An 18825-nucleotide genomic window follows, 5' to 3' on the forward strand; every position below is an offset into this window, starting at 1 on the left:
TCCCGAATTCTGCTTATCGTCTTTGCAATGTTTTGCTGGAAATACCGGACAGGATAATCTTATCCACGGTAACCACACAGCTGGAGGGAGGAAATTCCTCCGTCAGGTCAATGACCTGGTGGGCCTCAATCTTGGGCTTCAGGAAGAAGCGGTACAGATTGGTCCGTTTGTTCCGGATATCAAAAATCCCAATGATTTCATCATTGCGGACAACGTAGTTATTTCCCACGTGCAGGTACATAAAACCGACTCCTTTTTGCTCTCGACAAAATGCGTTCCACCAGTTCTGGATTCAATTTATCCGGTGTCAGTCCCCGGTCCAGCATTACCGCAAAGGCTTTTTCCAGGTCCGTGGCATCAGGTTTCAGGGCCTCATTCATGGCCCATTCTTCCAGAACGGCTTTAACGTCAGTAAATGTTATTCTATCACAATTTAGCGTTTCTCGGCAATCTTCCCAGCGCAGCCAGGGACTTTTCTCCAGGGCCCGGCGGATTTCCCGCCGTTTTTCAGCCAGTTGTTTCCGGGCACAGGTGGCGCAGATTTCCTCATCCCCAATCAGCGGCACGCCGCACACCGGACAGCGCCGGTTGGGGTCCACCTTGGGAATAAAGGGTCCCTGGTCATCCAGTTTGGGGGCTGCCGGCTCATCCAGAATGCCATGGTAAAACTTCAGCTCCCGGATGATCCGGTGCCGGCCAGGGCGATACCCGGGCAGGCTCTGGTTGATTTTCCCCAGCAGCTGGCCCTGCATCATCATCAGATTGTGGGACCAGGCCGGGTTATCCGTATGCAGGTACAATACCCCATTTTCCAGCCGGTAGGGCTGGGAATGGTTGGCCGCCGTATGGCCGATGATATCGGCCCAATGGGTCCGCAAATGGTACATGATATATTTCTGCTTGGCATCCTTGCTTTTCAGCACCTTCAACACCAGCAGCTCAGCATCCTTCATGACCGTCCTCCTGCAGGCTGCCGTTTTCCACTGCGTAGGCAGCCCAATCTCCGCTGGCCGGAGCCAAGGCCCGGTCGTTCACCGTCAAAAGGGTCTGGACCGTGCCGCTGATAAAGCCCAGCAGCTTTTCCCGACGGCTGCTGTCCAGTTCACTAAGTACATCATCTAACAGCAGCACTGGATATTCGCTGCGCACGGCCTTGATAAATTCCAGTTCCGACAGCTTCAGCGCCAAAGCGGCGGTCCGCTGCTGGCCCTGGGACCCATAGGTTCTCAGCGCCCGTCCTGCGTGGAGAATTTCCAGGTCGTCCCGGTGAGGCCCCACGCTGGTGTAGCCCCGGACATAGTCCAGCCGGTGCCGAGCCTTCAGCTCCTCCTGGTACAGGGCCTCCCACTGGGACCGGTCTCCCCGCTCCGTCAGCACTGCTTCTCCCTGGCCCCGTTTCTGCACATAGGAAAGGGACAGCGCACCGGTTGTCCCTGTAATTCCGTCATAAACCCGTTGGGCAGCCTGAACAATCCCCCCCAAAGCCTGCAAACGAAAATCCAAAATTCCTGCCGCCAGCTGGGAAAGGGCTACATCCCAAACAGAAAGCTGGGCTTCGTCCAACTTTTCCGCTTCCCGGCACTGCTTCAAAAATTTGTTCCGCTGCTGCAGGACTCGGTTGTACTTGCTCAAAAGGTCGTAGTATACCGGACTGATCTGGGCAATTTCCATATCTAGAAATTTTCGGCGCAGGGACGGATCTCCCTTGACCAACAGCAGGTCATCCGGGGTGAAAAGCACCAGATTCAGTTGGCCGTACTGCTCCTTCGGGGTCACAGGCGTCCCATTTAACAGGTTTTCTTTTTTCAGTTTCCCCCGTTCATGGTACCGTTTCACCAGCAGGGTATTTTCCCCGAACCGGTCACGGTACGTGACTTCTGCTGCCCATTCTTCTGCGCCAAAGCTGGGAAGCTCCTCCTCATGCCGGGTACGGAACGAAAATCCCCGGGCACCGTAATAGATGCCCTCCAGCAGATTGGTTTTTCCCTGGGCATTATTTCCGTAAAATACGGTCACGTCATGATGCAGGGGAAGGTTTACGTGATCATAATTGCGAAAATGGTGCAGGCGCAGACGCTCCACTCTCATTAGAAAATTACCCGTACCGGCGTAACAATGTAGGTATAGCTTTCATCATTTTCCGGAGTGAGCCGGGCCGGAGACAGGGAACTGTTGGTTTCCAGCACCACCCGGTCCGTATCGCATTTTTTAAAGAACTCCAGCAGGTACTTGGAGTTGAAGGCAATATTCAAGGGCAGTTCTTCCCCAATGGTCACGCAGGGAAGTTCTTCCCGGCCCTGCCCCAGATCGCTGACCGTAGAAGACAGCACCAGCCGGTCATTTTCCAAGGACAGGCGCACAATGCTGTATTCATCATGGGAGAATAAGGTCACCCGCTGCACGGCCTTTTCCACTTCCGTCCGTTCCAGGACGGTCCGGTTTTTGAAAGAAGGCGGGATGGGTTTGGTATAATCCGGGAAACGGCCTTCAATCAGGCTGGAAATAATGGTTAAATCCCCTACTTCTACCTGTAACTGACGGTTTTCCAGGGTCAGCACCACATCTCCAGGCAAATCCCCATTTAAATTGGCACTGATTTCCTTCAGTACCCGGGCAGGAATCAGCATGGAGAAATTGCTGTCGTCCCCCTCTTCCAGTTCCACCGTTTTGATGGCCAGCCGGTGGGTGTTGGTTCCTACGGCAGTCAGGGTTTTGCCTTTTTTCTCAAAGAACACACCGGTATACAGGGGTCGCTGTTCATCTGTGGAACAGGCGTATACGGTAGAAGAAATCAGACTGCCAATCATTTCGTCCTTTAAATGCATTACCTGGTCCTGTTTCAGTCCCGGCAGTGCAGGATAATCTTCATAGTCCATCAAAGGAATATGGTATTTCCCATGGGCTTTGCTGGCTTCAATGGTTAACTCTTTTTCATTTTCCTGTTGACTTAAAGTAACTACTTCATCATTGTCAAAACGGGTAAACAGATCACCGATGGCCTTTACAGGAACCAGCAGTTCTCCAGCTTCAAGACCGTTGACCTGCAGGATATCACGCATACAAAAGTTGGTATCCATGGCAATGAGCTGCAGGACATTTTCCTGGAGAATCATATGAATCCCCGAGAAAATGGGGGAATTGGGACTTGATGAAATGGCTTTCTTTACGATATTAATGGCTTTGGCCAATTGGCTGCTTTGGCATGAAAACTGCATGGCAGATCCTCCTTTTTTCTATATCGCTGAAATATATAAAATTCGTAATCATCGTAGTAGGGGGTGTGGGTATGTGGATAAGTGGGGGATATCCAGGTTTTAAGCCATTTTCCGGGTCTAAAAACCTTGTGGATAACCCTGTTCACGTTATCCACATACCCACATCCGGCGCGGCTTTGCGACTTGTCCACACTTTTTTACACAAGTTATGCACAAAGTTATGCACAGCTTGTGGATAACTATTTTATTTTTTCAGTTCCGCAATGAGATCGTTGATTTTCCGGTCCAAAATGGCATCTTCCTGCCGTTCTTTGGCAATTTTTTCACAGGCGTGGATTACCGTGGTGTGATCCCGGCCCCCAAAACTTTCTCCGATCCGGGGCAGGGATAGGTCCGTCATTTCCCGGGCCAGATACATGGCAATCTGTCGGGGATATACTACGTTCCGAGTCCGTTTCTTGGCTTTCAGGTCGTCTACGCGGATTTTATATTCAGACGCTACCATCTGTTGGATGGCTTCTACGGATATAATTTTGGCCGTACTGGTAATATTCAGGTCTTTTAAGGCTTTCCGGGTCAGTTCCAGGTCAATGGGCTGGTGTGTCAGGTCGGCAAAGGCCCGGACCTTGGTGTAGGCGCCTTCCAGTTCACGGATGTTGGTCTGGATGCTGCTGGCAATCATCAAAATTACATCATTGGGGAAATCGATATGGTCGTTTTGGGCCATGTTGCGCAAAATAGCCATCCGGGTTTCCAGGTCAGGATGCTGGATATCTACTGTAAGACCCCATTCAAACCGGCTGGTCAGCCGTTCTTCCAGGGTATCCAGTTCAGAAGGTTTCCGGTCGCTGGAGATGATGATCTGTTTTTCTGCTTTGTACAGGGTTTCGAAGGTATGGAAGAATTCTTCCTGGGTGGATTCCTTTTTCCGCAGAAATTGGATATCGTCGATAAGCAGTACATCGATATTTCTGTATTTATTCCGAAAGGCTTCTGTTTTGTTGCTTTGGATGGCGCCGATCAGTTCATTGGTAAATACTTCACTGGAAGTATAAAGAATTTTCATTTCCGGATGATTCTGGTGAATCCGGTTTCCGATGGCGTTCATCAAGTGGGTCTTGCCCAGTCCGGAATCACTGTAGAGGAAAAAGGGGTTGTAGGCTTTGGCCGGGTTGTTGGCTACGGCCAGGGCTGCTGCATGGGCAATCCGGTTGGAGTTGCCGATGACGAAGTTTTCAAAGACGTATTTGGGAGAAAGGTTGCTTTGAAATTCCTGGGTGGGCTGTTTGGCCGCCGGTTTGGGGAACTGGGCCTTTACAGGAGCAGGGGGGACAGCCTGAGCATCATCCGGGAAGAGATTTCCTTCTTCCTTTTTTTCTTCTACCACCTGGACTTCCAATTTCATGGGTCTGTTGCAGATCATGGAAAGGTCTTCCTGTAAACTTTCCACAAAGTGGTTTTCCAGCCAATCTTTGGTAAAGTTGTTGGGAACGTCGATGGTCAGGGTGGTGTCCGTCAGGGAGGCTGGCTTTACCTGCCTCATCCACCGCTGAAACGAACTTTTTCCTGTGCTATTTTGACTGTTTTCTGCTGCAGCCAGGAGATTTTTCCATACTGGAAGCAGATTTTCATTGTTCATTGCCGATCCATCCTTTTTTTATACTTTGGAAACATCATTATACCATATGAACTGCTTTTCCTGAAAGGACGCCTGTGGAAAAACTTGTGGACATGTGGATAAAGTTGGCTTTTCCACGGGGATAAGCCCCGAATTTTACAGGATTTTAGGGTTTTTTCCACAAGAAAAAAATTAAACACAGAAAGTTATCCACAGGTGTGGATAACTTTGGGGAAAAGTGCATAACTTGGGGCTTCCAGGGCTTGAAACGAACGGATGTTCTGTGGAAAAAAATTGGGGAAAAAAGGGGGTACTCTTTGGCTCTGTTTTTACGGAAAAGACAAAGCTAACAAAATAATAATCCAGTGGCGGAATATGCCAAGGAATTGTATAATAGGGAAAAACATGGGAAAAGGTACCGGAATCCAGGGGGTTCCAGGTCTTGGGAGGCAGGTATGGAATTAAGTGAAATGATATGGAAATTAAACCGGCTGATGGCTTGGAACCGGGAATTGTACCACCAGGCAGCTTTTCATTTGGGACTGACGGACAGTGAAATGATGATTTTTCGAGCCCTTTTGTCGGAGCCGGGGCCTTTGACCCAGGCGGATATTGCCCGTTATTGTTTCCAATCCCGGCAGACCATCAACTCGTCCCTGCTGAAAATGCAGGCTCAGGGGGACCTGGAATTGTTTCAGGAGGGGCAGCAGCGGAAAAAATGGATCCGGCTGACAGAGCAGGGAAGGCGGCGGGCCCAGGCTACCGTGGCCCGGATGAAAGAAGCGGAAGAAGCGGCGGCGGGGAGCTGCACGCCGGAAGAATGGGAAGCCGCCAGAACGGTGCTGAGACGGTACGAAGGATATTTGGAACAAAAGCTTAACGGACTGTGGCAGACTCCTGAGAAAAAATAAAGTTTTGGTTGCGTCTTGGACCCACTATTTTTATAATTAAGGGAGAATACGGCAGCAAACAAGAAATACACTATAAAATATATGTTTAGCAGGAGGAACAACAATGTCTAAATTACGTATTGCCATTACTGCGGATACCTATCCGTATGCTTCAGAAGTAACCAATTTGGTCAAGGCGCCTTTTGCACCCCGGGATCTGGTGGAAGTCATTGCCGAGCTGGGGGCCATTCCCATGGTGCTGGCCGATGTGCCCGGTGCCAAAGGGGAAGATTATGTAGATTTGTTCGATGGGCTGATCATTCCTGGCGGCCCGGATATGGATCCTACCTTTTTCGGGGAAGAACCTTCCTGGAAAGTAGGGCGGGCCAACTACAAACGGGATGTTTTTGAACTGGAACTGTTTAATGCCTTCTACAAGGCCGGCAAGCCTATTTTTGGCATTTGCCGGGGCTGTCAGCTGATCAATATCGCTTTGGGCGGCAATGTGTACCAGGATCTGCCTTCGGAAAATCCTGCCTGTACCATTCGTCATTCCCAAGCTGCGGAAGGCTCCTATCCCACCCATCATGTGGAAATCAAAGAGGGCAGTGCCCTGTACCATATCCTGGGAGACCGGGCTTATGTAAACTCCCGGCATCATCAGGCCGTCAAGGAAGTGGGTAAGGGCCTGGTGGTTACCGCAACGGCGCCGGACGGGGTCATTGAATGTGTGGAAACGCCGGATTGGCAGATTGTGGCCGTCCAATGGCATCCGGAAAATATGTGGCGGGCCGATGCCGGCATGAAGCAGCTGTTTGCTGACTTCCTGGACCGGGCAGCCCAAGACAAATAAAAAGATGGTTAGAAAAGCGGAGCTGCTGCGGCAGCTCCGCTTTTTTTGACATTGGGGTAAATTGTGTCTATAATTAATATCCGATATCGGACATTATGCGGCCCTGCAAACGGCCGCTGCTTTTTTGGAGGGGAACAAGCATGGATTCAAAAATGGATTTTACCCAGGGCAGCATCTTCTGGAAACTGGTGCATTTTATGGTGCCCATTCTGGGGTCCCTGATTCTGCAAGCGATGTACGGGGCTGTGGACCTTCTGGTGGTGGGCCGGTTTGGTACTACTGCCGGTCTGTCGGGGGTTTCCACCGGCAGCAACGTAATGAACCTGATCACCTTTATTGTGGCTTATAACGTACTCAGTGCTGTTTTTCGGGGACTGGGGGACAGCCGGTCGCCGCTGATTTTTGTGACCATTGCCTGTCTGGTGAATATCGTGGGGGATCTTGCCCTGGTGGCCGGGCTGGGGCTCAATGCTGCCGGGGCGGCCCTTGCCACGGTGCTGGCCCAGTTCATCAGTGTGCTGGCAGCCCTGTACATCGCCCATCTGAAGCATTGGCCCTACAAATTTAGCTGGAAATCAATCCACTTTAATAGTGAAGTACCTAATTTTTCAAGGATTGGTACGCCCATTGCTTTCCAGGAGCTGCTGACCCAGCTTTCCTTTATGGCCATTGTGGCCTTTATCAACCGGCTGGGACTGGAAGCCTCTTCCGGGTATGGGGTTGCCAACAAGCTGGTAGGGTTCATTATGCTGATTCCCGGAGCCCTGGAGCAGTCCATGTCTTCCTTTGTGGCCCAGAACGTGGGGGCTGGCAAGGAAGACCGGGCCAAACTGGCCATGAAAACGGGGATGGCGCTGGGCGCCGGAATTGGGGTCATTGTGGGTACTTTCGTGTTTTTCCGGGGGGATTTTTTGGCCAGCCTCTTTACGGAAGACCCCCGGGTGATTGCCCGGGCCTTTGAATATCTGAAGGGCTTTATGCCGGAAACGGTGGTAACGGCATTTCTATTCAGTTTCATCGGCTATTACAATGGCCACGAGAAAACGGCTTTTGTCATGTTCCAGGGGATTGCCCAGACCTGTCTGGTCCGGGTGCCGGTTTCCTATTTCATGAGTATCCGTCCCAATCCCAGCCTGACTCAGATTGGCCTGGCTGCGCCTTTGGCTACGGTTTTTGGGATTTTCATCAACCTGTGCTACTTTTGGAAGCATTTTGCCGGGGCCAAGGCGGAAAAGAACAAAAAAACCACGGCTGCTTTGCCCGAAAACTAAAGACTTTGCTGTATAATAAGGACAGCAGGAAGAAAGGAAGTGCTGTCCATGACGTCTCTTTGGGAACTCTTTAGGGTATTTGCCAAAATTGGCGGTGTCACCTTTGGGGGAGGCATGGCCATGCTGCCTATTTTGCAGACGGAAATCGTAGAAAAGCGCCATTGGGCTACGGAAGGCCAGCTGACGGATTATTATGCCGTAGGCCAGTGTACCCCGGGAATTATTGCAGTAAACGTGGCCACCTTTATCGGGACCGAGCGCCGGGGGAATATTGGCGGGATTGTGGCTACCCTGGGGGTAGTATTTCCGTCCCTGGTGATTATTACCTTGATTGCTTCTTTTCTTACCAATTTTTCGGAACTTTTGGTAGTGAAGGATGCTTTTGCGGGAATCCGAATCTGCGTCTGTGTTTTGATTTTTAACGCGGTTTTTAAGCTGGCGGGCTCTGCCCTGGTGGACAAGCTGACCGTGGCCCTGTTTCTCCTGGTCTTTTTCGTCAATTCCCTGACGGATTTATCTCCTGCTACGTTGGTGGTGGCGGCTGGTGTTATTGGACTTGTGGCTAAGAAAATTAAAGGAAAGCTATAAAACTGACTCATAAAAAAGAAAATTGTCGTTTTCTATTTCTTTTCTCTTTACAAATGGCGGCGGGCTTGCTAAAATATTTTGTATCTTATGCGGACATAGTTCATTGGTAGAATGAAAGCTTCCCAAGCTTTAGAGGGGGGTTCGATTCCCCTTGTCCGCTCCAACTTTGGAAGGCATTGCATTGGCAATGCCTTCTTTTTTGTTAGGAAAATAGCTGTGCAGGGGCAATTTTTATGATATAATATCTCTTCAAAGTTGTAAGTTTTTATACATAAATACCTTGAGCAAGACCATGTTGTACAGGAGGAAAAACCGTGGCGGAATACAATTTACTGCAGAAAAAGATTTTGGCGGATGGCATTATCAAAAGCGGGGATGTGCTGAAGGTGGATAGCTTTTTGAACCACCAGATTGACGTACCCTTTATCAGCAAGCTGGGGGAGCAGTTCTATGAGCTGTTCAAGAACCGCCCCATCAACAAAATTCTGACCATTGAAGCTTCGGGCATTGGCATTGCCTGCCTGACGGCTGTCCATTTTCGGGTGCCGGTGGTTTTTGCGAAAAAATCCGCAGGCAGCAACATGGATAAGGATGTCTACGCAACGGAAATCAAATCCTTTACCCATAACAAGGTAAACCACGTGGTTGTTTCCAAAAAATACCTGAACGCCGGGGATCATGTGCTGATTATCGACGACTTTCTTGCCAATGGCTGTGCGGTGGAAGGGCTCATCGACCTGGTGCACCAGGCTGGGGCCGAAGTGGAAGGCGTGGGGATTGCTATTGAAAAAGGCTTCCAAGGCGGCGGCGACGCCCTGCGGAAAAAAGGCTACGATGTAAAGAGCCTGGCCATTATTGAAAAGATGGATGCTGAAAGCGGCAGCATCGTATTTCGCTAAGGAGGAGCCAGAATCATGGCAGAAGAAAAAGGGGCTGCGGCCCAGGAGCTGAAAGATCCTATTTACGATTTTGAGGGAAACATTACGCTGAAAAAAGCGGTTCCTTTTGGTATGCAGCATGTGCTGGCCATGTTCGTTTCGAATATTGCTCCCATCTTGATTGTTACTGGGGTGGTGAAAATGCCGCCGGAGCAGGTAGGGGCCCTGGTACAGGCCGCCATGATCATGGCTGGTATTGGTTCCCTGCTTCAGATGTTCCCGATTGGCCCTTTGGGCAGCCGGCTGCCGGTGATTATGGGAATCAGTTTTACCTTTGTTTCCACTTTTTGCGTCATCGGGGCCAAATATGGCTACGGGGCTATTTTGGGAGCTGCCCTTGTGGGCGGTATTTTGGAAGGGTCCCTGGGGATGATTGCCCGCTGGTGGCGGCGCTTTATTCCGCCCATTGTTTCCGCCAGTGTGGTAACGGCTATCGGTTTTTCCCTTTTGGGCATTGGGGCCAACTCCTTTGGGGGCGGCTTCGGCAATCCCAATTTTGGGGATGCCAAATACCTGATTGTGGGGACCATTACCCTGTTATCCTGCCTGATTTTCAACATTAAGGCCAAATCCTTTATGAAGCAGCTGTCCGTACTGTTTGGCCTGGTGGTGGGCTACATTGCAGCTTACTTCTACGGCATGGTGGACCTGTCCCGAATTGCTACGGCCGGTCTGTTTTCCCTGCCCCATCCCATGCCCTACGCCCTGGAGTTCCACCCGGATGCCATTTTCTCTGTTTTCCTGATTTTCCTGGTTTCCGCCACGGAAACCCTGGGGGATACTTCCGCCCTGACGGTTATGGGCTTTGGCCGGAATGCTACGGATAAGGAAATTGAAGGGTCCATCGGCGTAGATGGCTATATCAGCAGCTTGTCCGCCCTGTTTGGCTGCCTGCCCATTACGTCCTTTAGCCAGAACGTAGGGCTGATCGCCATGACCCACGTGGTGAACCGGAAAGCTGTGGCCAGCGGTGCTGCCATCATGATTTTGGCCGGCCTGTTCCCGGCTTTGGGGGTTATCCTGGCTTCCCTGCCGGAAGCGGTGCTGGGGGGCTGCACCCTGATGATGTTCGGCTCCATTGTGGTCAGCGGCGTACGGATGCTGGGAGACTGCGGCTATAACCAGCGGAATATGATTATTGCGGCCCTGTCCCTGTCCATCGGCTTGGGCTTTACCCAAAACCCGGCCATCTTCCGGGTGTTCCCGGATCTGTTCAAGAGCGTGTTTGCGGAAAACTGCGTGGCTGTGGTTTTCGTAGTGGCCGCGCTGCTGAACTTCATCCTGCCGGATGATATGGAAATTCGCTAATTGCAGCTCAACGAAAAAAATGGTGGTGAGGAGTTCCTCGCCACCATTTTTTTGCAGTTTATTTGGTCTTTTGGTATTCAGCCAGCCGTTCCTTGAAGGTTTTCTTCTGGGTTGTGGTGCTGGTAGTTTTCTTTTTTTCTTCTGCCGCTTTCTTTTCCGCTTCTTTCTTGATTTCCGCGGCTGGCTTCTGGGCAGCATTCAGGTTGGCAGCCCAGGCTGCACCGTCATCTCCATATTCCAGGCCCATAATCCGGCGGCCGCCAAAGTACAGGGCATTGTAATCCGCATAGGCGGTCAGGGTGGAGTTGGGTTCATCGTGGTAAACCCGGGCCAGGTTGCCGGCTACCAGATAGCCCCGTTCCAGGGCGCTCATGCTGCCGCCGGGCTTTACGGTGCCGATGGCCTTTTTGTTGACGCTGATGACCCCGGTCTTGCTGTCCACGTTGACTTTATTGCCGCTGTATTCATACATCCGTTCCGTATATTTGTCCCGTCGGGAAATATTCCCCGGGTGGTCGGAAGGATTGAAGACGGACCCCAGGAAGGTTTCTTTGCTGGTGCCCATTTTTTCGATAACCCGCTGCCACAGGGCACTGCCGCCGCCAGGGTTGTAGCCGGCTTCTACGGCGTAGGTAAAGCCCACTTCGTCGGCTTTCTTTTCCATAGGCATGGTCACCAGTTTGGCACTGCCCAGGTTAGCCAGCACCTGGGTGCCTACGGCCTGGAGCATATTGCTCTGGCTGCCGGCCACGGCGGCCAGCAGGCTGATGGGGAAGGTATTCTTGACGCCGTTGGCCGGGTCGTTGCGCTGGCCGTGGGTCAGTTCGTGCCCCAAGACGAAGGCCACTTCATCTTCGTTGTAGTTCAGGGTGGTAAACAGCCCGATATTGACGGACACATTGTGGCCCAGGGTGCAGTAGGCGTTAAAATTCTTGTTGTTGTTTACAAAATAGTGGTAGGGCTTTTTGGCCAGGGTGGGATCTTCTTTGGCGATGACGGCGGTAAGCCGGGTCATCACATCGTCCAGCATGGCGTTGGCTTCCGGGTCTTCGTTGACCCCTTCTTTTTCCTTTACGGCGGACATATACTTGTCACGGCCTTCTCCGTCCAGGTAGTTTACCTGTTTGTTCAGGGCAGCATATTGGGCGGAAACCCCAATCACTGCTCCAATGGCGTTGCCGATGCTGAAGGCTTCCGCCGGGGGAGCTGGGGGCAGGGTATATAGGGCCGAAGCCAGCAGGGTGCTGGACAGGGCAAGGGATAATTTTTTCGTCAGATTCTTTTTACGGGTAACCATAGGAACCTCCTTTACCTGATGCGGGCTAAGCCCGCTGCAGAAACTACAGGAATACCTTACTGGGTCTGGAGCCTGGGTCAAGGACCTGGGGCTCTGCCTGTCAAATGCCAGGGACAGCAGCCGAAAATTTCAGTTAATTTCCCGACTGGAGCGCCCTGCCGGGAAGCCTTTCCCGGAGCATGGCCAGGTGTTATCTTCATGATAATACAAAATCCCAAAATATGCTATAATTTATAGTGCTTAGTTGTATAATTTATTAACTGATTGAGGAGTCCTTATTACATGAAAAAGATATTGTTTCTGACCACCGGCGGTACCATTTCCTGTGAGGTGACCGATGACGGGCTGGAGCCCAAATTAAAGGGTGCCGATCTATTGAAGGCCGTACCAGAACTGCGTACCCTGGGGGATATTACGGTAAAAGACCTGACCCTGTTAGACAGCAGCAATCTGGAGCCCTCCAACTGGAGTGCCTGGGCCCGGCTTATTGGGGACAACTACAGTGATTACGATGCTTTTGTCATGACCCACGGTACGGATACCATGGCCTATACGGCCAGTGCCCTGAACTGGATGCTGATCCACCTGGGCAAGCCGGTGGTGCTTACCGGTTCCCAGATTCCCCTGAGCCTGACCAACAGCGATGCCCGCAGCAACCTGGAACTGGCCTTTTCGGTGGCCGCCAGCGGCCTGCCCGGGGTATTCATTGCCTTTGGCAACAAGGTAATCAAAGGGGAATGTGCCAAGAAAATCTTTACCCGGAATTTGAACGCTTTTGAAAGTGTCAATGAAGCGCCGGTACTGTATTTTGGCAAGGAAGGGGTCAAAAAGAACCTGCCCAGCCGGGAAAACTACGGCGGCTTCCGGGTGGAAGAAAAAGTGGAGCCCAAGGTAATGGCCATTACGGTTACCCCGGGCCTGGAGCCGGAAATCATCGATTATGCGGTAATGCGGGGCTACAAGGGCCTGGTGCTGGAATGCTACGGGGCCGGGGGTGTGGATACCAAACACCATAACCTGCTGCCGGCCATCCGCCGGGCGGTAAAACAGGGCGTGAAAATTGTCTGCGTCAGCCAGTGCCTGTTTGACGGGGTGGACCTGTCCCTGTATCCCATGGGGATTTTGGCCGCCCAGGCAGGGGTCAAATCCGGCGGTCCCATGACCCTGGAAGCAGCCGTGACCAAACTCATGTGGTCCCTGGCCAACCAGCCGGAAGAAGAGGAATAAGGCGCAAGGCTCCGGAAACAATCAGACGGGAAATAGGGAGGAATGCATATGGCAATGGATTATAAACAATTGGCGGCACAGTTTCTGGCTGCCTGGCAGCGGGAACGGAACCAGAAGATCAAGATCTGCCTGTTTGGGCAGCCCGGAGCCGGCAAAAGCTCCCTGATCAACGAACTGGCTGGCCAGAGAATTGCTGCTGTCAGCCAGGCTACCGATACTACCCGGACGGCGCAGGTGGTGGAATGCCAGGACGTGATTTATGTGGATCTGCCCGGCTATGATACCAGCCTGTTTCCGGAAAATGCCTATTTCAGCACCTTCAATCCCCTGCAATATGATTTGTTTCTCTGTGTCTTTGCTGGAAAGCTGAATCAGGCGGATGTGAATTTCTTTGGGAAGGTGGCCCGAACGGGCCGCACCTGCCTGTTTGTCCGGAACAAATGCGACGGTCTCTATGATCCCAAAGCCAGCCGGGAAGAGCTGGAACGGCGGATTACGGAAGATGTCCGCTCCCTGGTAGGGCCCCGGGAAAGGGTGGTCTTTACCAGCTGCCGGCGCAACAAGGGAGCTGCAGAACGGGGGATTCCCCGGCTGGAAGAAGCCATTGCAGAAATGCTGCCACTGGCCCAAAAGGAACGGTTCTGCCGCCATGCCAAGGCCTACACCCATGTGGCCCTGGATGTGAAAAAACGCATTGCCCAGGAGTCCATCCGAAAATTTATGGTGCTGGCGGCGGGCAATGGCCTGAACCCGGTAATCGGCATGGATGCGGCTATCGACAGCCAGATTCTGAAAGCCATGTACAAGACCATTCGGGATACCTTCAGCGTCAGCGAAAAGGAAGTACTGCCGGAAGGGCCCCAATCCCAGATCGTCAAGAAACTGGCGGAAGGGGTTACCGGCGAGCGGGTAACCAAGGGGCTGACCTATCTTTTGCGGAAAAAGGCTACCGGCAAGGCGGCCAAACTGATTCCTGTGGCCGGGGGTGCAGCTGTGATGGGCTTTAACGCCGGCAGTATGTACTACCTGGGCCAAAACTATATCGAACGGTGTTACGGCTATGCCCAGCAGCGGCTGGAAGCCGAAATCCAGATGGGGGACGCATGACCAAGGACGCAGAACGGATTCAAGAAAAAATTCAAAAACTGGACCGGGAAAATGTGACCATTGTGCTGTTTGGCCAGCCGGGAGCGGGGAAATCCAGCCTGATCAACGCCATTTGCGGCTACGAGGCGGCCCCGGTGGGGGTGGAAACGGATACTACCCGGGAGCCTCTTTTTGTGGAGCACGGGGATGTGACCTTTATCGACCTGCCGGGCTACGGTACGCCGGCTTTTCCCTGGCAGCATTTTTTGGAAGAGTTTCAGCCCTTCCAGTATGACCTGTTTTTGTGCGTGTTTTCGGACAAGCTCCACCAAAAGGATACGGAATTTTTCCGGCTGCTGGAGCAGCACAAGAAGCCCTGCATTTTTGTCCGGAATAAGGAAGACCTGATTTATGAGGATGGACGGACCCTGAAGGAAAGCGAAGCAACCATCCGGCAGGATACCGCCGCCCAGCTGGGACGGCAGGATTTTGACCTGGTTTTTGTTTCTTCCCGGTGGGATGATCCCCAGGGCCTGGAAGAACTGAACCGGCAAATTATCCGGAAAATGCCGGCAGCTCGGAGAGAAAAATACATTTTAGCAGCCGAGGCTAGAACTAAGGAGGCACTGGATGCCAAAAAGCAGGCGGCGGAATCCTATGTGCGCCGGAGCTGCACCTATGCGGCCTATAATGGCCTGAATCCCATTATTGGGGTGGATACGGCGGTGGACCTGGTGATTTTGTACCAGCTCTACGGCTGCCTAAGGGAAGCCTTTGGCATTACCCCGGAAATGGTCCATGCCAGCCGGCGTCTGTCCAAGCGGCACAAGGCCCTGATTCTGGGAGGTATGAGCAAGGAAGGCATCAAGATGATCATGAAGCTTTTGGGCAAGCGGTTTGCGGCCCGGAGTTTCCTGAAAGCGGTTCCGGTGGTGGGCCAGGCCGCTTCTGCCCTTTTGGGGTACCAGCTGGTGCGCCAATCTGGACTGGAATACATCGAGGCCTGCTACGAATTGGCCCAGGAGCGGCTTTTGGAGGAGCTCCACGCCAAAAGAAAATAGCAGTGGGGAGAAACCTGTCTCCCTGCTGCCCTATTGCCTAAAAGGAGTGAAGACCATGGAACTAACGGCTTCTTACGAAAAAATGCTGGAAAAGCTGAATGCGGAAATCTGGGATTTTGCCGAATTGAAATTCAACGAGGTGAAATCAGCAGCTGCCATGACGGAACTGTTGGAAAAGGAAGGCTTCCGGGTAACCCGGGGACTGGCCCATATGCCCACAGCCTATATGGCAGAATATGGCAGCGGCAAACCGGTGATTGCCATTTTGGCAGAATACGATGCCCTGTCCGGGCTTTCCCAGCAGGCGGGGGTCACCACAGAATGTGCCAGGGAAGGCACCAACAATGGCCATGGCTGCGGGCACTGCCTTTTGGGCACGGCGGCAGTAGGGGCCGGCCTTTTGCTGCGGGACTATCTGAAGGACAAGCCGGGAAAGGGGACGGTCCGGGTTTACGGCTGCCCTGCCGAAGAAGGGGGCAGCGGCAAAACCTATATGGCCCGGGAAGGGGTCTTTGACGACGTGGATGCGGCTCTCACCTGGCATCCGGGTACCCAAAATGAAATCATGACCGGGTCCAACCAGGCCAACATCCAGGCGGCTTTTACCTTTAAAGGACGGGCTGCCCACGCGGCTGGGGCTCCTCAAAACGGGCGCAGCGCCCTGGATGCTGTGGAACTTATGGACGTGGGGGTCAACTATATGCGGGAGCATATGGCGGATTATGACCGGGTCCACTACGCCATTTTGGATACCGGAGGGGTTTCTCCCAACGTGGTACAAGCCCATGCCCAGGTGCTGTACCTGATCCGCTCCAAAACCAATGAAGAAACCAAACGGCTGTATGACCGGGTAGTCAATATTGCCAAAGGGGCGGCTCTCATGACAGAAACGGAGCTGTCCGTGCGGTTTGACAAGGCTGTTTCCAACCTGGTGCCCAACACGGTGCTGGGAAAGGTCCTCTACGACGCCCTGGTGGCCGTAGGAGCCCCCAAACGGACGGAGGAGGAGAAAGCCTACCTGCGTTCGTTCCAAGCGCCTCTGGGGCAGGAACGGGTGCTGAAGGACCCGGGGATGGCACCCTACCCCGATGCCGAACACCGGGAAGCGCTGATTGCAGAAGATCCCTACGGGGAATTCATTATTCCCTACGTACCCACCAGCGCTACCCAGATGGGTTCTTCGGATACTGGGGACGTCAGTTATGTAACGCCCCTGGCCCAATTCATTACCGCCTGCTTTGCCATTGGCACCAGTGCCCACTCCTGGCAGTGGGTGGCCCAGGATAAGGGTAGCGTGGCCTTAAAGGGCTGCTTCTATGCGGCCAAGGTGCTGGCCCAGGGGGCGGAAACCCTGTTTACCCAGCCCCAGGTTTTGGCCGATGCCCAGGCGGAACTGAAAAAGCGCATGAAAGGGAAAAAATACGTATGCCCCATTCCGGGAGATGTGTGGCCCCGGGGCTACCAGGTGAAATAGGAGGCGGATTCATGTTTCGACCCATGCGGCGTTTTAAACAGCAGTTATCCCAAGAGGAGTGCCTGGCGGTGCTTCAAGGAGAAAAACGGGGGACCCTGGCTCTCTCCGGGGATGACGGCTATCCCTACGCGGTCCCCATCAACTATTATTACGACCCGGAAAGCGGCCACCTGTTTTTCCATGGGGCCAAGGAAGGGCACAAGCTGGATGCCCTTGCCCGCAGTGACAAGGTTTCCTTTGCGGTCCACGACCAGGGCGTGATTGAGGAAGGGGATTGGGCCTATACCCTGCATTCCGTCATTGTGTTCGGGCGGATGCACGTGGTAGAAGACCCGGAGCGCTTTGCCCAATATCTGTACAAGATTGGGGTCAAGTATTATCCCAATGCCCAGATGGTTACGGACCTGATTGGCCGGGCTGGCAGCCGGGTTACCATGCTGGAACTGGTGCCGGAGCATATGACCGGCAAACTGGTCCACGAAAAATAGGAGGCACGCAGCTGCGTACCTCCTAAGGAGAAAACTCTTATAGCTTAAAGTCGATGATGGCGCTGACCCCAACGCCTTCTACCCGGTTGATGTTGTCAATGGCGGTGGCGTCAATGGGAATCAGGGCCTTGATCCGGGAAATTCCCGCCAGGGAGCCTTCTAATTGGCCAACGGCCTTGACCCGGCTTACCTGGGCTTGGGGACCTACGACCTGGACGGCGCCTACGTAGCCGCCGTTGCCCAGGCTGATGATGGGCACCACTTTGGTGGCGTAGGTGGTATCCAGACCCTTTTGGAGGGTTAACTTGTTGATAAAGGTGTTGATTTCTTCACCGAAGCGGCTTACCAGGTAACTGATGCCGCCCAGCTTTAGTACGGAGCCCAGGTCAAAGGCCTGGGCAGGAAGGGAACGGGTTCCGGCGCCCAGCATAAAGGAAAGGGCAAGGGCTGCCACCCAGCGTTTTTTCATAGGAATACCTCCTTGTGATGGCTATTTCCCCCCATGGTACCATAGAGAAGGAAAATTTTTGTGACGTGCTCGGGGAAAATGACCGGAAAAACGAAAAAATGGGCGAAAACCCGTAAAAGTTGTGACATAATTCCAACTAGAATATTGACAGCCATAGGGTAACAGCTTATAATGATATGAGCTGTCAAACGATTTACTCATTATAGATCTTGGCAATACCTTGAAGGCAAGGGAGGGTTAGCATAATGAAGAGAACTTTTCAGCCGAACAATACTCGGAGAAAGAGAACTCACGGCTTCAGAGAAAGAATGAAGACTTTGGGTGGTAAACAAGTCTTAAAAAGAAGACGCGCAAAAGGCAGAAAGAGATTATCTGCATAACGTATAAGATGGGCCGCCTTTCGCGGCCTATTTTACTAATGAGGCAGGTGGCAGAAGCTTGGAACAGAAAGTTCCTGAAAGAAAGACGTTTACCCAGGCCAACCGGGTAAAATCCCATGAACGTTTTCAGGAGGTTTATGGAAAAGGCCGTTCGTATGTGGACAGTTACGGCGTTTTCTATGTACTGCCTTCAGATAACGGACAATGTCAATTGGGTACGGCAGTGGGCAAGCGGCTGGGACATGCGGTCCTGCGCAACCGTGTCAAACGGATGATGCGGGAAGTGTTCCGTCAGGAACAGGGCAAGCTCAAGCGGAAAGCCGCCATTGTGTGGGTTGCCCGACGCAGACTGGCCCACGCACCCTATGAAGTTTACAAAGATGTTTTTTATCGTCTGGCCAAGAAAGCTGGACTGTTATAACCCCGGAGAGACCTATGAAAACAATCGCAATCGCCCTGATTCGCTTTTATCAGGTGTGCATTTCGCCCTTATTTCCTCCCCGCTGCAGGTTTTATCCAACCTGTTCCCAGTATGCCCTGGAAGCGGTGGAAAAATATGGTTTTCTAAAAGGATCCTATCTGGCCGCGAAGAGAATACTGAAATGTCATCCCTTCCATGAGGGTGGGTATGATCCTGTACCATAAACAGCAGGAAGAAGAGG

At 52.5% G+C, this 18825-nt stretch carries 21 protein-coding genes and 1 tRNA gene; 15 read left to right on the forward strand and 7 right to left on the reverse strand.

Annotated features, from left to right (window positions below):
- Positions 1-13 precede the first annotated feature (13 nt).
- The 5 genes from remB to dnaA all read right to left on the reverse strand — a co-directional run bounded on the left by remB (position 14) and on the right by dnaA (position 4854).
- Positions 14-241: an extracellular matrix regulator RemB gene (gene remB, locus LKE88_RS09215; protein ID WP_105326611.1), complete on the reverse strand. Its 228-nt coding sequence runs from the start codon at positions 239-241 to the stop codon at positions 14-16.
- Complete coding sequence (locus tag LKE88_RS09220) at positions 219-953, reverse strand: DciA family protein (protein ID WP_105326612.1); 735 nt, start codon at positions 951-953, stop codon at positions 219-221. The genes remB and LKE88_RS09220 overlap by 23 nt, the downstream gene beginning before the upstream one ends.
- Positions 940-2088: a DNA replication/repair protein RecF gene (gene recF / locus LKE88_RS09225; protein WP_105326613.1), complete on the reverse strand. Its 1149-nt coding sequence runs from the start codon at positions 2086-2088 to the stop codon at positions 940-942. The genes LKE88_RS09220 and recF overlap by 14 nt, the downstream gene beginning before the upstream one ends.
- The gene (gene dnaN, locus LKE88_RS09230) at positions 2088-3215 is read right to left on the reverse strand and encodes a DNA polymerase III subunit beta (RefSeq protein WP_105326614.1); all 1128 of its coding nucleotides are present in this window, start codon (positions 3213-3215) and stop codon (positions 2088-2090) included. Before dnaN ends, recF begins: the two co-directional genes overlap by 1 nt.
- 244 nt (positions 3216-3459) lie before the next feature.
- Positions 3460-4854 (reverse strand): chromosomal replication initiator protein DnaA, encoded by a 1395-nt coding sequence (gene dnaA / locus LKE88_RS09235; RefSeq protein WP_105326615.1) that lies wholly within the window; start codon positions 4852-4854, stop codon positions 3460-3462.
- Between the two features lie 434 nt (positions 4855-5288).
- Here dnaA and LKE88_RS09240 point away from each other — a divergent pair, with 434 nt between their 5' ends.
- The 7 genes from LKE88_RS09240 to LKE88_RS09270 all read left to right on the forward strand — a co-directional run bounded on the left by LKE88_RS09240 (position 5289) and on the right by LKE88_RS09270 (position 10681).
- Entirely contained in the window at positions 5289-5744 is a 456-nt protein-coding gene (locus tag LKE88_RS09240) for a MarR family winged helix-turn-helix transcriptional regulator (protein WP_105326616.1), read from the forward strand.
- Between the two features lie 103 nt (positions 5745-5847).
- Positions 5848-6576: a gamma-glutamyl-gamma-aminobutyrate hydrolase family protein gene (locus LKE88_RS09245; RefSeq protein ID WP_105326617.1), complete on the forward strand. Its 729-nt coding sequence runs from the start codon at positions 5848-5850 to the stop codon at positions 6574-6576.
- 140 nt (positions 6577-6716) lie between these two features.
- Positions 6717-7847 (forward strand): MATE family efflux transporter, encoded by a 1131-nt coding sequence (locus LKE88_RS09250; RefSeq protein WP_276803430.1) that lies wholly within the window; start codon positions 6717-6719, stop codon positions 7845-7847.
- Positions 7848-7895: 48 nt separating this feature from the next.
- Entirely contained in the window at positions 7896-8435 is a 540-nt protein-coding gene (locus LKE88_RS09255) for a chromate transporter (protein WP_105326619.1), read from the forward strand.
- 89 nt (positions 8436-8524) lie between these two features.
- Positions 8525-8598 (forward strand) — tRNA-Gly (locus LKE88_RS09260).
- Between the two features lie 151 nt (positions 8599-8749).
- Positions 8750-9334: a xanthine phosphoribosyltransferase gene (locus LKE88_RS09265; protein ID WP_105326620.1), complete on the forward strand. Its 585-nt coding sequence runs from the start codon at positions 8750-8752 to the stop codon at positions 9332-9334.
- A gap of 15 nt (positions 9335-9349) precedes the next feature.
- A complete protein-coding gene (locus LKE88_RS09270; protein ID WP_105326621.1) occupies positions 9350-10681 on the forward strand; it encodes a uracil-xanthine permease family protein in 1332 nt (443 codons plus the stop codon).
- Between the two features lie 58 nt (positions 10682-10739).
- On the opposite strand, the gene LKE88_RS09275 is transcribed toward LKE88_RS09270, so the two are convergent.
- On the reverse strand, positions 10740-11978 hold the full coding sequence (locus LKE88_RS09275) for a M48 family metallopeptidase (protein WP_105326622.1): 1239 nt from the start codon (positions 11976-11978) through the stop codon (positions 10740-10742).
- Between the two features lie 282 nt (positions 11979-12260).
- On the opposite strand from LKE88_RS09275, the gene LKE88_RS09280 reads away from it, so the two are divergent.
- Genes LKE88_RS09280 through LKE88_RS09300 form a run of 5 tightly spaced genes read left to right on the forward strand, consistent with a single transcriptional unit; the run spans position 12261 to position 17314 of the window.
- Positions 12261-13205, forward strand: coding sequence for an asparaginase (locus LKE88_RS09280; protein WP_105326623.1), 945 nt, complete (start codon positions 12261-12263; stop codon positions 13203-13205).
- Positions 13206-13253: 48 nt separating this feature from the next.
- Positions 13254-14312, forward strand: coding sequence for a GTPase domain-containing protein (locus LKE88_RS09285; RefSeq protein ID WP_105326624.1), 1059 nt, complete (start codon positions 13254-13256; stop codon positions 14310-14312).
- Positions 14309-15352, forward strand: a complete 1044-nt coding sequence (locus LKE88_RS09290; RefSeq protein WP_105326625.1) for a GTPase — start codon at positions 14309-14311, stop codon at positions 15350-15352. Before LKE88_RS09285 ends, LKE88_RS09290 begins: the two co-directional genes overlap by 4 nt.
- A gap of 55 nt (positions 15353-15407) precedes the next feature.
- The gene (locus tag LKE88_RS09295) at positions 15408-16826 is read left to right on the forward strand and encodes an amidohydrolase (RefSeq protein ID WP_105326626.1); all 1419 of its coding nucleotides are present in this window, start codon (positions 15408-15410) and stop codon (positions 16824-16826) included.
- A gap of 11 nt (positions 16827-16837) precedes the next feature.
- The gene (locus LKE88_RS09300) at positions 16838-17314 is read left to right on the forward strand and encodes a pyridoxamine 5'-phosphate oxidase family protein (RefSeq protein ID WP_105326627.1); all 477 of its coding nucleotides are present in this window, start codon (positions 16838-16840) and stop codon (positions 17312-17314) included.
- Between the two features lie 37 nt (positions 17315-17351).
- Here LKE88_RS09300 and LKE88_RS09305 read toward each other — a convergent pair whose 3' ends face one another.
- A complete protein-coding gene (locus LKE88_RS09305; protein ID WP_105326628.1) occupies positions 17352-17783 on the reverse strand; it encodes a hypothetical protein in 432 nt (143 codons plus the stop codon).
- A 245-nt stretch (positions 17784-18028) separates the two neighbouring features.
- Between LKE88_RS09305 and rpmH the strand changes: the two genes are divergently transcribed.
- From rpmH to yidD, 3 genes are read left to right on the forward strand one after another with little or no spacing between them, the layout of a single operon-like run.
- Positions 18029-18163, forward strand: coding sequence for a 50S ribosomal protein L34 (rpmH, locus tag LKE88_RS09310; RefSeq protein WP_009014998.1), 135 nt, complete (start codon positions 18029-18031; stop codon positions 18161-18163).
- Between the two features lie 58 nt (positions 18164-18221).
- Complete coding sequence (gene rnpA, locus LKE88_RS09315; RefSeq protein WP_105326629.1) at positions 18222-18584, forward strand: ribonuclease P protein component; 363 nt, start codon at positions 18222-18224, stop codon at positions 18582-18584.
- Between the two features lie 14 nt (positions 18585-18598).
- Positions 18599-18808 (forward strand): membrane protein insertion efficiency factor YidD, encoded by a 210-nt coding sequence (gene yidD, locus LKE88_RS09320; protein ID WP_105326630.1) that lies wholly within the window; start codon positions 18599-18601, stop codon positions 18806-18808.
- The last annotated feature ends 17 nt before the right edge of the window (positions 18809-18825 follow it).

It is taken from the genome of Acidaminococcus hominis (assembly GCF_022484025.1).
GTDB lineage: Bacteria > Bacillota > Negativicutes > Acidaminococcales > Acidaminococcaceae > Acidaminococcus > Acidaminococcus hominis.